The organism is Streptomyces sp. STR69 (assembly GCF_024519455.1).
Taxonomy (GTDB): Bacteria; Actinomycetota; Actinomycetes; order Streptomycetales; family Streptomycetaceae; genus Streptomyces.
Genome location: NZ_JALJRY010000007.1, coordinates 318,259 through 330,798, shown reverse-complemented (window position 1 = coordinate 330,798; position 12,540 = coordinate 318,259). Strand labels below are relative to the sequence as shown.

Annotated in this window: 28 protein-coding genes; 23 read left to right on the top strand and 5 right to left on the bottom strand. The window is 70.3% G+C overall.

Features of this window, described 5'->3' with window-relative positions:
- Positions 1-41 precede the first annotated feature (41 nt).
- The 5 genes from OC490_RS15830 to OC490_RS15810 all read left to right on the top strand — a co-directional run bounded on the left by OC490_RS15830 (position 42) and on the right by OC490_RS15810 (position 2,648).
- Positions 42-872 (top strand): hypothetical protein, encoded by an 831-nt coding sequence (locus OC490_RS15830; RefSeq protein ID WP_262058555.1) that lies wholly within the window; start codon positions 42-44, stop codon positions 870-872.
- Positions 873-874: 2 nt separating this feature from the next.
- Complete coding sequence (locus tag OC490_RS15825) at positions 875-1,006, top strand: hypothetical protein (protein ID WP_262058554.1); 132 nt, start codon at positions 875-877, stop codon at positions 1,004-1,006.
- Positions 1,003-1,389 (top strand): hypothetical protein, encoded by a 387-nt coding sequence (locus tag OC490_RS15820; protein ID WP_262058553.1) that lies wholly within the window; start codon positions 1,003-1,005, stop codon positions 1,387-1,389. The genes OC490_RS15825 and OC490_RS15820 overlap by 4 nt, the downstream gene beginning before the upstream one ends.
- A gap of 159 nt (positions 1,390-1,548) precedes the next feature.
- Positions 1,549-2,256 carry a hypothetical protein gene (locus OC490_RS15815; protein WP_262058552.1) on the top strand — a complete coding sequence of 236 codons (708 nt, stop codon included), beginning with the start codon at positions 1,549-1,551 and terminating at the stop codon, positions 2,254-2,256.
- A 134-nt stretch (positions 2,257-2,390) separates the two neighbouring features.
- Complete coding sequence (locus tag OC490_RS15810; RefSeq protein ID WP_262058551.1) at positions 2,391-2,648, top strand: hypothetical protein; 258 nt, start codon at positions 2,391-2,393, stop codon at positions 2,646-2,648.
- Positions 2,649-2,714: 66 nt separating this feature from the next.
- On the opposite strand, the gene OC490_RS15805 is transcribed toward OC490_RS15810, so the two are convergent.
- The 5 genes from OC490_RS15805 to OC490_RS15785 all read right to left on the bottom strand — a co-directional run bounded on the left by OC490_RS15805 (position 2,715) and on the right by OC490_RS15785 (position 4,397).
- Positions 2,715-3,155, bottom strand: coding sequence for a DUF6233 domain-containing protein (locus OC490_RS15805; protein WP_262058550.1), 441 nt, complete (start codon positions 3,153-3,155; stop codon positions 2,715-2,717).
- Positions 3,156-3,208: 53 nt separating this feature from the next.
- Positions 3,209-3,445, bottom strand: a complete 237-nt coding sequence (locus OC490_RS15800) for a hypothetical protein (protein ID WP_262058549.1) — start codon at positions 3,443-3,445, stop codon at positions 3,209-3,211.
- Between the two features lie 72 nt (positions 3,446-3,517).
- Positions 3,518-3,715 (bottom strand): hypothetical protein, encoded by a 198-nt coding sequence (locus OC490_RS15795; RefSeq protein ID WP_262058548.1) that lies wholly within the window; start codon positions 3,713-3,715, stop codon positions 3,518-3,520.
- Positions 3,712-4,095 carry a DUF6221 family protein gene (locus tag OC490_RS15790; protein WP_262058547.1) on the bottom strand — a complete coding sequence of 128 codons (384 nt, stop codon included), beginning with the start codon at positions 4,093-4,095 and terminating at the stop codon, positions 3,712-3,714. Before OC490_RS15790 ends, OC490_RS15795 begins: the two co-directional genes overlap by 4 nt.
- Before the next feature lie 5 nt (positions 4,096-4,100).
- On the bottom strand, positions 4,101-4,397 hold the full coding sequence (locus tag OC490_RS15785) for a hypothetical protein (protein ID WP_262058546.1): 297 nt from the start codon (positions 4,395-4,397) through the stop codon (positions 4,101-4,103).
- A 196-nt stretch (positions 4,398-4,593) separates the two neighbouring features.
- Here OC490_RS15785 and OC490_RS15780 point away from each other — a divergent pair, with 196 nt between their 5' ends.
- The 18 genes from OC490_RS15780 (at position 4,594) to OC490_RS15695 (ending at position 12,304) form a co-directional block, all read left to right on the top strand.
- A complete protein-coding gene (locus tag OC490_RS15780; RefSeq protein ID WP_262058545.1) occupies positions 4,594-4,797 on the top strand; it encodes a hypothetical protein in 204 nt (67 codons plus the stop codon).
- Positions 4,797-4,991 carry a hypothetical protein gene (locus tag OC490_RS15775; RefSeq protein ID WP_262058544.1) on the top strand — a complete coding sequence of 65 codons (195 nt, stop codon included), beginning with the start codon at positions 4,797-4,799 and terminating at the stop codon, positions 4,989-4,991. The genes OC490_RS15780 and OC490_RS15775 overlap by 1 nt, the downstream gene beginning before the upstream one ends.
- Before the next feature lie 140 nt (positions 4,992-5,131).
- On the top strand, positions 5,132-6,232 hold the full coding sequence (locus tag OC490_RS15770) for a DUF2637 domain-containing protein (protein WP_262058645.1): 1,101 nt from the start codon (positions 5,132-5,134) through the stop codon (positions 6,230-6,232).
- On the top strand, positions 6,229-6,777 hold the full coding sequence (locus tag OC490_RS15765; protein WP_262058543.1) for a hypothetical protein: 549 nt from the start codon (positions 6,229-6,231) through the stop codon (positions 6,775-6,777). The genes OC490_RS15770 and OC490_RS15765 overlap by 4 nt, the downstream gene beginning before the upstream one ends.
- A complete protein-coding gene (locus tag OC490_RS15760; protein WP_262058542.1) occupies positions 6,774-7,283 on the top strand; it encodes a hypothetical protein in 510 nt (169 codons plus the stop codon). The genes OC490_RS15765 and OC490_RS15760 overlap by 4 nt, the downstream gene beginning before the upstream one ends.
- Complete coding sequence (locus OC490_RS15755) at positions 7,283-7,948, top strand: hypothetical protein (protein WP_262058541.1); 666 nt, start codon at positions 7,283-7,285, stop codon at positions 7,946-7,948. The genes OC490_RS15760 and OC490_RS15755 overlap by 1 nt, the downstream gene beginning before the upstream one ends.
- A gap of 78 nt (positions 7,949-8,026) precedes the next feature.
- Positions 8,027-8,278, top strand: coding sequence for a hypothetical protein (locus OC490_RS15750; RefSeq protein ID WP_262058540.1), 252 nt, complete (start codon positions 8,027-8,029; stop codon positions 8,276-8,278).
- A gap of 157 nt (positions 8,279-8,435) precedes the next feature.
- Positions 8,436-8,798, top strand: coding sequence for a hypothetical protein (locus tag OC490_RS15745; protein WP_262058539.1), 363 nt, complete (start codon positions 8,436-8,438; stop codon positions 8,796-8,798).
- Between the two features lie 156 nt (positions 8,799-8,954).
- Positions 8,955-9,206: a hypothetical protein gene (locus OC490_RS15740; RefSeq protein WP_262058538.1), complete on the top strand. Its 252-nt coding sequence runs from the start codon at positions 8,955-8,957 to the stop codon at positions 9,204-9,206.
- Between the two features lie 15 nt (positions 9,207-9,221).
- On the top strand, positions 9,222-9,512 hold the full coding sequence (locus OC490_RS15735; protein WP_262058537.1) for an HNH endonuclease: 291 nt from the start codon (positions 9,222-9,224) through the stop codon (positions 9,510-9,512).
- 2 nt (positions 9,513-9,514) lie between these two features.
- Complete coding sequence (locus tag OC490_RS15730; RefSeq protein WP_262058536.1) at positions 9,515-9,817, top strand: hypothetical protein; 303 nt, start codon at positions 9,515-9,517, stop codon at positions 9,815-9,817.
- Between the two features lie 2 nt (positions 9,818-9,819).
- The gene (locus OC490_RS15725; RefSeq protein WP_262058535.1) at positions 9,820-10,125 is read left to right on the top strand and encodes a hypothetical protein; all 306 of its coding nucleotides are present in this window, start codon (positions 9,820-9,822) and stop codon (positions 10,123-10,125) included.
- A 1-nt stretch (position 10,126) separates the two neighbouring features.
- Entirely contained in the window at positions 10,127-10,666 is a 540-nt protein-coding gene (locus OC490_RS15720; protein ID WP_262058534.1) for a hypothetical protein, read from the top strand.
- Between the two features lie 19 nt (positions 10,667-10,685).
- Entirely contained in the window at positions 10,686-10,868 is a 183-nt protein-coding gene (locus OC490_RS15715) for a hypothetical protein (protein WP_262058533.1), read from the top strand.
- 142 nt (positions 10,869-11,010) lie between these two features.
- Entirely contained in the window at positions 11,011-11,418 is a 408-nt protein-coding gene (locus tag OC490_RS15710; protein ID WP_262058532.1) for a hypothetical protein, read from the top strand.
- Positions 11,419-11,446: 28 nt separating this feature from the next.
- Positions 11,447-11,644 (top strand): hypothetical protein, encoded by a 198-nt coding sequence (locus OC490_RS15705; RefSeq protein ID WP_262058531.1) that lies wholly within the window; start codon positions 11,447-11,449, stop codon positions 11,642-11,644.
- A 2-nt stretch (positions 11,645-11,646) separates the two neighbouring features.
- Positions 11,647-11,859, top strand: coding sequence for a hypothetical protein (locus OC490_RS15700; protein ID WP_262058530.1), 213 nt, complete (start codon positions 11,647-11,649; stop codon positions 11,857-11,859).
- Between the two features lie 4 nt (positions 11,860-11,863).
- The gene (locus OC490_RS15695) at positions 11,864-12,304 is read left to right on the top strand and encodes an ATP-binding protein (protein WP_262058529.1); all 441 of its coding nucleotides are present in this window, start codon (positions 11,864-11,866) and stop codon (positions 12,302-12,304) included.
- Positions 12,305-12,540: the final 236 nt, after the last annotated feature.

The window sequence follows — 12,540 nt, the reverse complement described above, 5'->3', positions numbered from 1 at the left end:
GCCGGCCACCCCGATCCCACCACACCACCAGGAGCCACACCATGACCATCACCGTCGCCTATCGAGTCCAGTGCTCAGGCCCCTGCCGCCGCTGGCTCTCCCTGCCCGACTGGTACACGCCCGGCGAAGACCTCCCCCTCGCCGCACTCGAACCGCGCGAGACTGCGGCCCGAGCCGGACTGTGGCCAGACGAGACCGCCGCTCGCCGCGCAGCGTTCGCGGCTGGCTGGTCCAGCGGTACATGCCCTGACTGCCGCACTGTTGAGGAGCGGGGCGATCCCGCTGCCCCGGCTGCCGTGCCGCCCGCAGACCAGACCGCGCTCCGCGACCGCATCGCCACCGCCATCATCCAGTCCGATGGCGTGCCGTCCCAGGAGTTCGTGGCGGAACTCCACTGGACGGCTGCTCTTCGCGAAGCCGACGCGGTCATGGCCGTACTGCGGAACCTCACGCTGCGGGAGCTGGAGCAGCTTGCCCGGCCGAACACACCGCCATCAAGGCCGAAGCGCCCCCGCTGCCCGCACTGCAACCTCCCACACGACCTCACCCCCGGCGGCCTGACCGAGGCCGCGTGCCAGTCGATCCGCGCGCGCATCGCGGCGGCCGAGCAGCGTCACACCGAAGGCGACCACGGTGGGTGCGCAGCCGTCGACTGCGAGACGGTCCGGGCCCGGCGCGAGGCGCGGCAGGACCCGACACCGGACGGCGAGGCGGCCATGCTGCGTCCGCACTTCAACGTCACACCCGGCAACGCCACCGTCGACCCGGCGATGTGCCCGTCATGCAAGGGCGACAACCAGGAGGCGTTCGCCCTGTGCCCGCGCTGCGCCGCCGTCTCGTCCGGGCAGCCTGGCGCGGACCGGGAGACCTGACCGTGCACCAGGTCCCCGCGGCCCCCGGCTGGTACCTCATCGCCGGACTCACCTGCCTCACCCTCGGCGCCTGCTGCTTCATCGCCTTCCTCATCTCCGCCACCCGCGCCGCACTCCGCCGGAGGAACAGATGACACCCGCCCTACGCACCGCCCGCACCTGCACCGCAGCCGCCATCCTCAGCGCCTGCGCAGCCGCCTACGGAGCCACCGTCAGCCCCTTGCTCATACTCCCCGGCACCTACGTCGGCGCCATCGCCTACTGGTGCGCCAGCCGCGCCTACGACACCCATCGCCAGATCCTCGCCCGCCACGTGCAGGAGCAGCGCGCCGCCGCCGGACCGGCCGAACTCCCGTCGCCGTGCTGCCAGTTCTGGCTCCACTCCGACGGCGAAGTCCACGGGCCCGGCTGCAAGCGACCGGTGTTGCCGCGCCGCGACACCTACCGCCTCGACTACGCGGACCGCCGCGCGTTCGAGGAGATCACCGCCCACCTCAACGACCGGAGCGCCTCATGACCGATCTGGCCACGCCCGAAAGGTGGAAGCAGGCCGGCCTCCACGTCGCGCAAGGACGCTGACACGACGAAGGGGCGCGCCTCACGACCTCCCCAGGCCAGGCACGCCCCATCCGGTGGCCATCACGATACGCCGCCCCACCAGCAACACGGAGCCCCGATGACCACCACCGCCACGCACCTCCGTACCATCGCCCTCCACTGGACCGACCTCCACCAAGCCGCCGGCCAACCCACCACTATCGGCGCCTTCGGCCTCGGCCTCCGCAGCTACCTCGCCGCCCTCGAAGACGCCGACCAACTGGAATACCGCCAGCACCAGGCCGCGCACCTTCGATCGTTGGAGCGCGACCCGATCCAACTCGGCGACCGCCCCACCCCCGTACGACTCCACATCCTCGACACCATGCGCGCCGTCGAGGCAGCACTCCACGACTGCGCCGACCACATCGCCGCCACAGTCCAGCGGCCACCCATGCCGTTCGCCCCGAAGCAGTGGCCAGCCGCCGACCGCCAGCGCCGCAACGCCCTCGCCCACGCCGATATGGCGGACCCGCGCCGCTGGAGGTGGACCGGGCACCGCCGCCCCGTCCCGTACACGGCGCTGTGGCTGCTGGCCCGGGTCGAGTCGAAGGCCGGCCCTTTCCGGAAGCTGACCGTCGTAGAGGTGGATCAGATCGGGATCGTCGCCGCGGGCGCGGCCGAGCGCGTCGAGCGCGCCCTGGACATCGCGGCGCAACGCCGGACGCTGGAACAGCGGCACGACTGCGGCGGCCGGATCGACATCCACGGCGGGGACGGCCGTCCGCCGGTCGCGCACTGCACGGGCTGCGGGCGGGTATGGGGCGAAGGAGTTATCGCGGCATGAGCGGGCGGGACGAGGCAATTCAGCAGGCCATGGGGCGGATCCGTCGGAGCATGGAGCGCACGATCAAGAGCTACTTGGTGATCCAGCCGGAACGATTGCGGTTCACGCCCGGACACCCGCTACCCTCTCCGGCCATGACGAGCAGAGAGCCGGAAGTCGCCGGCGACGTAGACGAGCAGGACTGGCCCGCGGCACTCAACCGGGCCCTGGAGAAGAACCGTCAGCTGGACGCCCAGATCGTCCGCGAGCGGGAGGAAGCCGCCGCGAGGACCGGCGCGCTTGTGGCCAAGCTGGGCGGCAAGGTCGTCCTCACGGCGGCGGAGATCAGCGCCGCGCAGGGCACCTACACGGAGTACCTCGATGACGGAAGCCTCAGGCTGACGGTCCGATAGCAGCAGGCGCAGAGCGCTCGTCCTCCAGTGTGGGGGCGGGCGTTCTGCGCTTTGCTGCTCCGGCCCTCACGCGACGTCGATGCCCAGCTCGGTGTCCGGCCGGCAGAACTGGCAGGCCTCCAACTGCGCGTCCGTGAGCGCCAGTCGGGCGTCCTGCGGCGAGACGGGATGCGTGCGGTTGCTGCTCATCGTGCAGTCGTCGAGGTGCACGGCCGCCTCCTGCGGGCCCGTCGGTGTCCGCCGTTGCTCGATCATGAATCCGGTGGACTGGCGCTGTGCGCGCGTGGGCGCGGGACCGAGCGCAGCTGGAGCAGCGGACGTCGTACGGTGCGGCGAGGGGGGCGTGGTGTTGGCCGGTCCTCGGTTCTCGGCCACGGTGAGGGCGTGCCGTACGGCCTCGACCTGGAGCCGCAGGTACGTGATCACGGTCTCCTCCTCGGTGAGCTGCTGCTCCAGGTATCCGAGGATCGCCCGGAGGCGGGCGGGATCCGGAGGCAGTTCGTTCATGCGTTCGATTCAAACACCCCGCCTGTGCCCCGTCGAGCCAGGGGCCTGCCCGGCTATCCGGCCGGATCCTCCTCGGAGTGCCGCGCAGCCGTCTTGACGGCCTTCTCGACCTCGTATCGGTTCTCGCCGGACTCCGCCGCATGCTCGGTGATCGCGGCCTGGACCGTCTCGGATGCCGTGCGCCAGGCCTGCCACTGCGCCTCGTACTCGTCGCCGATGAGGCCGGCCAACTTGGCCCGTTCGGTCTCGGCGGCGCGCTCCAGCGGGATCAGGCGTTCGATGTCTGCCACGTGCACGGAGTGTAGGTGGGGCAGCAGCGAGCCCCCGACCGGCGCGCAGACGGGGGCTCGGGGATAGCGCGGCTACTCGCCGTACAGCTCGACGCAGAGTCGCAGTTCCTCGGGCGTGAGGTCCTCCCCGAACAAGAACGCGTCCCGTACCGTGACCTCCTGCTCGGTCGGCTCGACAGTGCGGTGCGTGCGGACCTGTTGGGCCGGGTCGTGGCCGTGCGGGAGAGCGCAGCCTCGGGCGCCCCAGTAGACGCGGCAGACCTCGCTCACGGCCGCCATTCCTCGCGGTAGCCGGGGCGGCCGACGTAGGACAGGGCAATCACTCGCACCGCTTCACTTAGCGCGTTGGCGTACCCGCGCGCGTACTTGACATCGATGACGCCGGTCGGGGCGCCCCGCGACCAGGCGGCGAGCATCTGTCGCTTGGCGTCGATCTCCCGCAGCACCCGAGCCGGATCATGCTCCGCGATGTGCTCACCGCGCTCCCGGTCTATGAAGTCCTGCGATCCGACCGCCACCAGGTCGCGCTCCCGATGCGTGATGACGGCACGCCCGTCGTAGTGCCAGTTGGGGCCGTCTTCCTCGGCCGCAGCCGTGGCGCGCGCCGTGTCGATGTCGAGCTGGACGTTGAGCCACTGGACCAAATCCACGCCGCTCACTCCTCGGACTCGCCCTTCTTCGGTGGCCGCTTCGAGCCCCTTAGTCCCTTCGCGATCTGCTGCGCCCGTGTCGGATGCACGCCGAGCACGGCGCCGATCTGCTGCCATGTCATCCCGGAGTCCTTCATCCGCTGGACCCGCGCCTGACGCAACTCACGCAGACGCGCATGGTTATCCGGCCAGGTATCGAGTACCTGCGTGACCGCCTTGGCACACGCCTCATCGTCCTGCATCCGCTCCAGGCGCTCGATGGCTTCCAAGAGTCGACGCACCTCCTCGACCTGCTCGTCCACTGACGCTCCCTCCGTGCCGTGGAGCGCGACAACCCGACTCTAGACCCTAGGGTCTTGCACAAGCTAGACCCTAGGGTCTAGCGTGCTGAGTCGGGGGAGCCGCGATCGGTTCCCTGCAACGCACAAGCCCCCGGCCCGGAGCTGGAACTCCACATGGACCGGGGGCACCTACCCCGACTCTCTCGAAAGGGCAGGCATGCCCGAGCCTACCGATCAGGCCCCTGAGCAGCACAGCCCCGGCACGCAAGAGCCCGTCGACACCGACCCCCAAGCCTCCGTGCCCGAACTCCTCCGGCGCTGCGCCGCCGACTACACCCACACCACCACCGTCGCCGACGCGCACGAAGCGCAAGGCGGCACCGGCGAACGCGAAGGCGTACTCCCCGGAGGCGACAGCTGATGGTCTGGCGCCGCAACCGAGACCAGTCCACCCGCGACTACCCCGCCGCCGGAACCTCCGTCACAGGCAACGCCGGACGCTTCCGCCGCGCCAAGACCGCCGGCGCCCGCCAGGCCGCGAGCGAGGGCCAGGACTGGGAGGACGACCACTGGCGCCGCATCCCTAAGACCGCATGGTTCCGCGGCCAGGGCTGACCACCCACCAACCCCACCCCAAGCCGCCGCGCCCCAGACGTCCCCGCCGGGGCGCGGCCCTCTTCACGCAGCAGGGAGCCACCGTGGAGACGCCCACCGGCGACCGCCCCACCCTCACAACTCTCCAGCGCCGACTCGTCATCGCGGTCGCCGCCGGCGCCGCCATCATCGCCGCGATCGGATTCGCCGGCTCATACGCCGCCGTCCGTCACCTCGCGGAGCGCAAGCACTTCGGTGCGTTCGCCACGGTCTTCCCCGTCGGCATCGACGCCGGAATCCTCGTCCTGCTCGCCCTCGACCTGCTCCTCACCTGGCTGACCATGCCGCTCGCGCTGCTGCGTCACACGGCATGGCTGCTCACCGCGGCAACGATCGCGTTCAACGGCGCGGCGGCCTGGCCCGACCCGCTCGGTGTCGGCATGCACGCGACGATCCCCGTCCTGTTCGTGGTCGTCGTCGAGGCGGCACGACACGCGATCGGCCGCACCGCCGAGATCGTGGCCGGACGCCACATGGACTCCGTCCGCCTGGTCCGGTGGCTCCTCGACCCGATCTCCACTTTCCGGCTGTGGCGGCGCATGAAGTTGTGGGAGCTGCGCTCCTACGACCAGGTGATCCAGTTGGAGCAGTCCCGGCTCGTCGAGCGGGCCCGGCTGCGCGCCCGGTACGGCCGTCGTTGGCGGAGCAAGGCTCCGGTGTCGGCCGTCATGGCGTTGCGGCTCACGCGGTACGGGCGGCCCCTGGCCCCGGTCTCGGGCGTGCTCGACATCGAGCACGGCTCAGCCCCCACCGCGCCCGAGCTGCCCTCGGCTCAGCCCGTTGTGAACCGTGAGCCCGAGCCGTCTGAGCCTGAGCCGGTCGACTATGAGACGACCGTCGCCACCGCGCTCCACGTCACCGGCCGTGAGCCGAAGCCCGTGCTCGACGACCCCGTGAAGTTGCCCTCGCAGACCTCTGACCAGCACGTCTCACGTGAGCCCGTCTTGAGCCCGGCTGATCCGGTCATCGTGAGCCGCCCTGAGCCGGGCGAGCCGAGCCCTGAACCCACTGGCGAGACGGGCGGCTCAGGAGACGACGAGATCGAGCAGCAGATCCTCACCCTGGCTCACCGGCTCAGGGCTGGCGAGCGGCTCACCAAGACCACCGCGGCTCACCTCCTCGGCGTGAGCCCGGCCACCGCCGGCCGACGGCTCAAGGACGCCCGCGACCGGATCGGCGACGGAACGGGGTTCTACACATGAGCCGCGAGCCGGGCGCCGACGAGCGCCGAATCCGCCACCTCCTACGCCAGCACGGCGTAGGCCCCGACGCGCACGGAGACGCCATGGCCACCGACGACTGGTGGGAGCAGCTCTACGACGACAAGGTCACCGACACGGAGCCGAAGGGCGACGAGCCGGATCATCGCTTCCAGCCCCAGCCCGACTACTGGCCGCGCCCCCACATACCGGCCATCCTCACCCAGCCGCGCGAGCGCGCCACCGCCGCGATCAGCCCCAAGACCCGCCGCTTCCTCTACAACGCCAGCGCAGCCGGGACGGGCTGGCTCCTCGGCCTCTACCAGCAGTTCGCCTCAGCGATCGCCGACTGCGGCCACCAGACCAGCATCGCGGGCGCACTCACCCTCGGCATCGGCGGTACCGCGCTCATCGCCCATCTGTGGGACCGCCGCACCCGCCACTGGTGGCCCGGCATCGCCTGGGCCGCCCGCATCCCCCTTGCCACCGCCCTCGTCGCGCTCGCCCTCTACGCGCCCGCCGCCTCCGGAACAGGACTCACACCGTGAACACCCACCTGCTCGCCGCCGCCCCCGCCATCAGCGTCGAGGGCGGGAAGATCCTCGGCACCGTCGGCGCCGGCGGTATCGCCACCGTCCTCACCCTGATCCTGTGGGTCGGGATCCGTGAGCCCAAGGGTGGTGGAGGTGACGGTCCGGGAGGCAAGGGCGGGGGGAAGAAGTCCCGCATCCGTAAGCGTCTGACCAGCGACCAAGCCCAGTGGACGGGCGTGGTCGCGGGCACGCTGTACATGGTGGCCGGGTCGATCTGGGTCGTGGGCAAGAACCTCAGCGACGCGTTCGCCTCGGTGTTCACCAACGGCGGCTTCGGCACGGCGGGCCTGGGCGCGGTGTCGCTGCTCCTCGCCAGCATCATGTACTTCCGGGAGCTGTCCCCGGGCAAAGCTGCGATCACGGGCATCGTCGCAGCCGGGGTGTGGGCGCAGGCCGGGGGGATCTGGGGGCTGCCGCAGGCTGTGATCCTGACGGGCGCGCATGCGGTGGGGGCCGTCTGATGAAGATCGTTAAGAAGGTGGGGGAGCAGATCCTCCCCCACTGGCTCCGCGCCGAACTCCGGCCCGTCCTCGTCTTCACGGGGGCAGGCACCGCCCTCTGGGCCGGGTCCTGTGAACTCGTCGAACGCGCCTGGAAAGCCGCCGCCGACTACAGCACCCGCGACCGATTGTTCGCCCTCGGAATCGCCGGATATCTTGCCGCGTACGGCTGCTGGCACGCTCCGCAGATCGCACGGTTCGCGATCCCCGGGGCCGTTGTCGCGTGGTGCGTGGCCGCATGGTGGGTCACCCCGATAGCCCCCCGTCCCGGACCTGCCGAGCAGCTGGTCGACACCGCACCGGAACTCACCCTCGCCGAACTCGTCGCCATCGTCCGCCGCGTCGCCGCACACAGACAGGGCGCACACCTCGCCGACCTCCTTGCCGAACCCGAACTCGACGGCTGGACACAGGCCGAACTGAAGGCCACCGTCACCGGCCACTTCGGGCTGCCCGTCGAGGAGTTCAAGCTCATCCTCGGCAGCCGCCAGCGCGTGCGCGACGGGGTCCGCGTACGGGACCTCCCGCCGGCCCCCGCCCTCGCGGACCCCGTGGGGGCCCCGCAGGACCCGGCCGCAGGCCCCGCTCCCCAGCCCCTTCCGCCCGCCTCCCAAGGGCCCGGGTAGGACGGTAGGAATCGCAGGTCAGCGTTCGTTTCCTACCCTTCACCTACCGGCCGCCTACCGCCCGACAGGGGAGCCCTGATGCCATACGAGTACCGCTGCCGGAAGTGCCGCGCGGCCAGCCCGCCGGTGACCCGCAGACAAGCGGAGGGGTACCGGGAGGAGCACCGAAACGTCGAGCACGGCGGCCTCGTCCCGAGGGGTGAGTCGATCGTGCGGGTGCCAGGGAGTGCCCCGGATCCGGACGGCCGGTACGTGTCGACGGGTCTGGTGCTCGCCACCCTTGTGGTGTTGGCGGTGGCGGAGGAGATCGCCCGGCTGTGGGGGCGGTAGGCGACTGCCGCTGCCACACTGGAGACTGCGCGCCGGGTCACGCCCGGCAACGAGGCCCCACCGCGTTCCCCCGTCGCGGTGGGGCTTTCGCGTTCCCGGGGTGCCATGCGATGGCCGCGGCTACGATCCCCGCACGCGCCGCACCCCGGGGGAAACCATGCGAAACACCACTGCCGCTTTGCTCGCCCTGCTGCTCACCGGAGCCGCCGTCGGCTGCTCCTCCAGCGGACACGACAAGGCCGACGCGAAGCCGCTCGCCACCATCACGGTCACCAAAACCGCTGCGCCCTCACTCAGCCGGGACGAGATCAAGGAGCAGTGCACCAACGCCGTTGCCGAAGCGGCCCCAGGGTGGGAGGACTGGAGCTTCGACCCTGGAGCGTGGGCCGACGATCCGCGAACCCCGAAGGTCTGCCTGGGGTTGAAGGATGACGAGGACCCGACGCGGGGGAACCTGGACTACTCAAGGGCGCTGATCGACGGCCTGAACGCGGCAGACGACCCACGGGCGAGTCAGTAGACAGAGAGCAACCTGGGGCCGCACTGAACCTCAACCATGCTTGACGTTTCCGCCGATCATGCCGCACCATGGGCCGCAGATCTGGCATGCCCGGAACCAGGAGCCCCAGACCCGGCATCATGACCCCCGACAGCACCACACGCCCTTGGGGGGACCATGAGCGACTACAGAGCCGTCCAGACCGCCGTCCGCGTCGAGAAACTCCGCATCTGGTTCGCCTGGGCCTGCGGCAACTTCATCCTCCTCGCCATCGCCCTCGCCACCCAGCACACCCACATCGTCAGCGTCATCACCCAACTGCTGCTCGTCGCCGGCTTCCTCGCCCTCACCGTCGCCCTCTTCCGCATGACCGGCGCCCTCAACCGCAAGGCCGCAGCAGCCCGCAACGAGGTCCTCGGCGACCTGTAGCGCGAGGAGGCGCCCGTGCCCCGCAACCCGCGCAACGGGCGCCCCTACCGCACCCTCTGCATCAAGCAGCGCGCCCTGCTCCTGCCCTGCTGGTGGTGCGGCGGACCCATCCGCTACGACATCACCGGGTACGCAGCGCAACGCCACCGCGACGCCTTCACCCTCGACCACGCCACCCCGCTCAGCCGCGGCGGCGACCTCCTCGACCCCGCCAACGCCCGCAGCGCCCACCGCCGCTGCAACAGCGCCCGCGGCAACCGCACCGACGCCGCACGCCAGCCAGTCCGAGCCTCCCGGAAGTGGTGACCATGCCCGACTACGAGAACGTCCACCCGCCCCTCGCCCAACACCTGCCGGGACCGGACCTATCCGAGGCACAGCCGCTCCGACCGCGCGTGTTCTCACTGATCCGCGACCACGACGTGACGGGCGTGTCCGGTACCGGGCGCGTCGCCAACGGCGTGCTGTGGCCCGACGGCTCGGTGTCGATCCGCTGGGTCGGTCCTCGCCCGTCCATCGTGTTCTGGGACACCCTCGTGTACGCCGAGGAGGTCCATGGGCACGGCGGTCACACGCGCATCGTGTGGGACGACGAGACCCAGGAGGCCTGACCATGGCGACCGACCCTGACCGACCCTGCCCGCACGAGAACTTCGACGCCTTCGTGGACGTCAACCGGATCACCGCGAGCGACAACGACCCGACCGTGGTCGGCTACGCGGCCGGCATCAAGGTGAAGTGCCGCGACTGCGACGAGCCGTTCCGTTGGACTGGTGTCCCAGCTGGTGTCTCCCCTGCCCGACCGACATGCAGCGTGGACGAGACCGAGTTGCGCGCGCCGCTGCGCCCCGCGTCCGCCGACCCGGACTTCGGACTAGGTCTGCCAGGGTTCGCCGTGCAGTTCCACGGTCAGGGGTGACGTGACCGTCATCGTCGGCCTGGTCCACCGCAAACGCGTCCACCTCGCCGGCGACTCCGCAGGCGTCGCCGGATACCAGCTCACCATCCGCCGCGACCCCAAGGTGTTCACCAACGGCCCCTACGCCTTCGGCTTCACCACCTCCTTCCGCATGGGCCAGCTCCTCCACCACGCCTTCCAGCCCCCGCACCCCGAAGGCGACCTCGACCGCTTCATGGCGACCACCTTCGTCACCGCCGTCCGCACCTGCCTCAAGGACGGCGGCTGGGCACGCAAGGACGCAGAACAGGAACAGGGCGGCACCTTCCTCGTCGGCATCCACGGACGCCTCTTCAGCGTCGACAGCGACTACCAAGTCGGCGAGCCAGCCGACCAGTACGCCGCCGTCGGATGCGGAGACGAACTCGCCCTCGGCGCTCTCCACGCCACCGCTGGACTCGGCCTGTCCCCACGTGAACGCCTCACCGCAGCCCTCCGAGCTGCCGACCACCACAGCGCTGGCGTGGCGGCCCCGTACACGTTCACGAAGACCCCCCGCTGACCTACCGGAGGTAGCGATAGTGGCCGACTCACGGGTTGAGCTGCACCTGTGCCACGAGTGCCAGGGGCTGGAGGTCATCGAACTGCGGAAGGTGGAGATGCCGCCCTCCGTCATCGTGGTGGACGGCGTGCCACTGACCATCATCGGAACTCGGTACGAGTGGCCGCAGCGCGCTCCATGCCCGGGCGCCGAAAGCGCGTGAAAGGTGTCCCGACACGCCTCCAGGTCCCTCCCGTGCGCCATGGTGCACACCTGGGCAGCGGCGGGATGCGGCAACCGTAAGGCCCGCACCGGCGCCCCGTCCTAGGCAACGGGGCGCCGCTCACACCACAGAGGCGGTGACCGTGAACGGCCCTCACCTCACGCTCTTCAGCGCCGACCTGCTGTCCAAGTGGGGCTTCAACGACGGCAGCGACCCCGACGTCTGGCTGGACTACTGCGAGGCCAACCACGTCGACTACAACGAGGTCGACTTCCCGCTCACCACCCTGGTCCGCCAGCACCTGATCCCCGCCCTCAACCAGGCAGTAACCGTGTGCGACATCGAGACCAGCCACAACCCCATCAGAGTCGACAGCATCGACGGCCGCGACGTGACATACCTCTGGCACGACAGTCACTCCGCCGACGTCGATGCACTCCTCACCCCCGAGCACGTCGACGTGCCGCTCGCCAACGTTCTGCGCCTGGTGCTCGCCGAGGCAGGGCTCACGGAAGCACCCCGCTACACCGGACCGCTCGGCACCGCCTGACACCGCGAGCCTCACGGAGGTGGTGACCGTGCGCGAGCTGCTTCACCGCATCGCCCGGCGCTGCCCCACCCACGACCGAGCCTCGTACGCCAAGACGCGCCGGCTGGAACAGAGCCTCGGCATGGCACCCGGCCCGCCACCCGACAGCTTCACCGACGCGCACAGAGACCCCGACCTCATCGACTGTGGCAACTCCTGGTGCCAGCAAGCCTCACGGAGGTGGTGACCATGGCCGTACTCAGCAGGCAGCAGCTTGTGCTCATCGCACAGGCTGCCGAGGTACTTACACAGCTGCGGGGCGCCGCGTTCGACAACAGGACACCCAAGCCTCCAGAGCGCATTGACATCGTGCCAGGCGTCCTGGCGCTGATCGTCACTAAGAACCAGGGCCTCAGCACGGAGCACTACGCACTGGAGACTGCGCCAGGCGAACAGGAGTGACGCCATGCTGTATGTCGTCACCGGGCCGCCGGCCGCAGGCAAGTCCTCCTGGATCGAGGCCCGCGCCAAGCCGCGCGACATCGTCATCGACCTGGACCGCATCACCCGTGCCCTCACCGGCCCCGGTGCACCCCAGTGGAACCACGAGCCGATCGCGTCCAAGGTCGCGATGCGCGCCCGCTACGCGGCCATCGACGAGGCGGTCAAGCACCTCGAGTCCACCGACGTGTACCTGATCCACACCATGCCCAGTGACGCCTGGCGCGCCCGCTACCAGCGGCTCGGTGCCGAGATCATCACCGTTGACCCGGGCGAGCAAGTGGTGCGCGAGCGTGTCCGAGCGATGCGATCGAGCTCGATGGAACGCGTGGTCACGCGCTGGTACCGGCACTACGGCGGGGGCAAGAGCAGGCCGGCCACCGCGCAGTCGTCGCGCGAGTGGTGACGCACCGCCACCGTCCTCCGGCCCATCACGGAGTGCTACACCACGGCCCGTTCGGGACGCTCCGCGCGACTCGCCCATGATCGTTCAGGTGGTCGGGGGAGAGAGTGGATCAAAAGTTCAGCGCTTCCCTGGGCGACCCCAAACGCCCTTGTCGCCCGGTTCTCTCCCCGAGCCGATCGCTAATCACCGCGAACCGAGTTCGACCCATTTAGCGGACCATGATCACGACCCGAGGC

Coding starts and splice junctions, on each gene's coding strand:
- OC490_RS15725 (WP_262058535.1), top strand. CDS start 9,820: ATGGCGACCGACCCTGACCGACCCTGCCCGCACGAGAACTTCGACGCC.
- OC490_RS15780 (WP_262058545.1), top strand. CDS start 4,594: ATGCCCGAGCCTACCGATCAGGCCCCTGAGCAGCACAGCCCCGGCACG.
- OC490_RS15755 (WP_262058541.1), top strand. CDS start 7,283: ATGAAGATCGTTAAGAAGGTGGGGGAGCAGATCCTCCCCCACTGGCTC.
- OC490_RS15745 (WP_262058539.1), top strand. CDS start 8,436: ATGCGAAACACCACTGCCGCTTTGCTCGCCCTGCTGCTCACCGGAGCC.
- OC490_RS15740 (WP_262058538.1), top strand. CDS start 8,955: ATGAGCGACTACAGAGCCGTCCAGACCGCCGTCCGCGTCGAGAAACTC.
- OC490_RS15775 (WP_262058544.1), top strand. CDS start 4,797: ATGGTCTGGCGCCGCAACCGAGACCAGTCCACCCGCGACTACCCCGCC.
- OC490_RS15810 (WP_262058551.1), top strand. CDS start 2,391: ATGACGAGCAGAGAGCCGGAAGTCGCCGGCGACGTAGACGAGCAGGAC.
- OC490_RS15805 (WP_262058550.1), bottom strand. CDS start 3,155: ATGAACGAACTGCCTCCGGATCCCGCCCGCCTCCGGGCGATCCTCGGA.
- OC490_RS15750 (WP_262058540.1), top strand. CDS start 8,027: ATGCCATACGAGTACCGCTGCCGGAAGTGCCGCGCGGCCAGCCCGCCG.
- OC490_RS15695 (WP_262058529.1), top strand. CDS start 11,864: ATGCTGTATGTCGTCACCGGGCCGCCGGCCGCAGGCAAGTCCTCCTGG.
- OC490_RS15820 (WP_262058553.1), top strand. CDS start 1,003: ATGACACCCGCCCTACGCACCGCCCGCACCTGCACCGCAGCCGCCATC.
- OC490_RS15830 (WP_262058555.1), top strand. CDS start 42: ATGACCATCACCGTCGCCTATCGAGTCCAGTGCTCAGGCCCCTGCCGC.
- OC490_RS15815 (WP_262058552.1), top strand. CDS start 1,549: ATGACCACCACCGCCACGCACCTCCGTACCATCGCCCTCCACTGGACC.
- OC490_RS15700 (WP_262058530.1), top strand. CDS start 11,647: ATGGCCGTACTCAGCAGGCAGCAGCTTGTGCTCATCGCACAGGCTGCC.
- OC490_RS15765 (WP_262058543.1), top strand. CDS start 6,229: ATGAGCCGCGAGCCGGGCGCCGACGAGCGCCGAATCCGCCACCTCCTA.
- OC490_RS15730 (WP_262058536.1), top strand. CDS start 9,515: ATGCCCGACTACGAGAACGTCCACCCGCCCCTCGCCCAACACCTGCCG.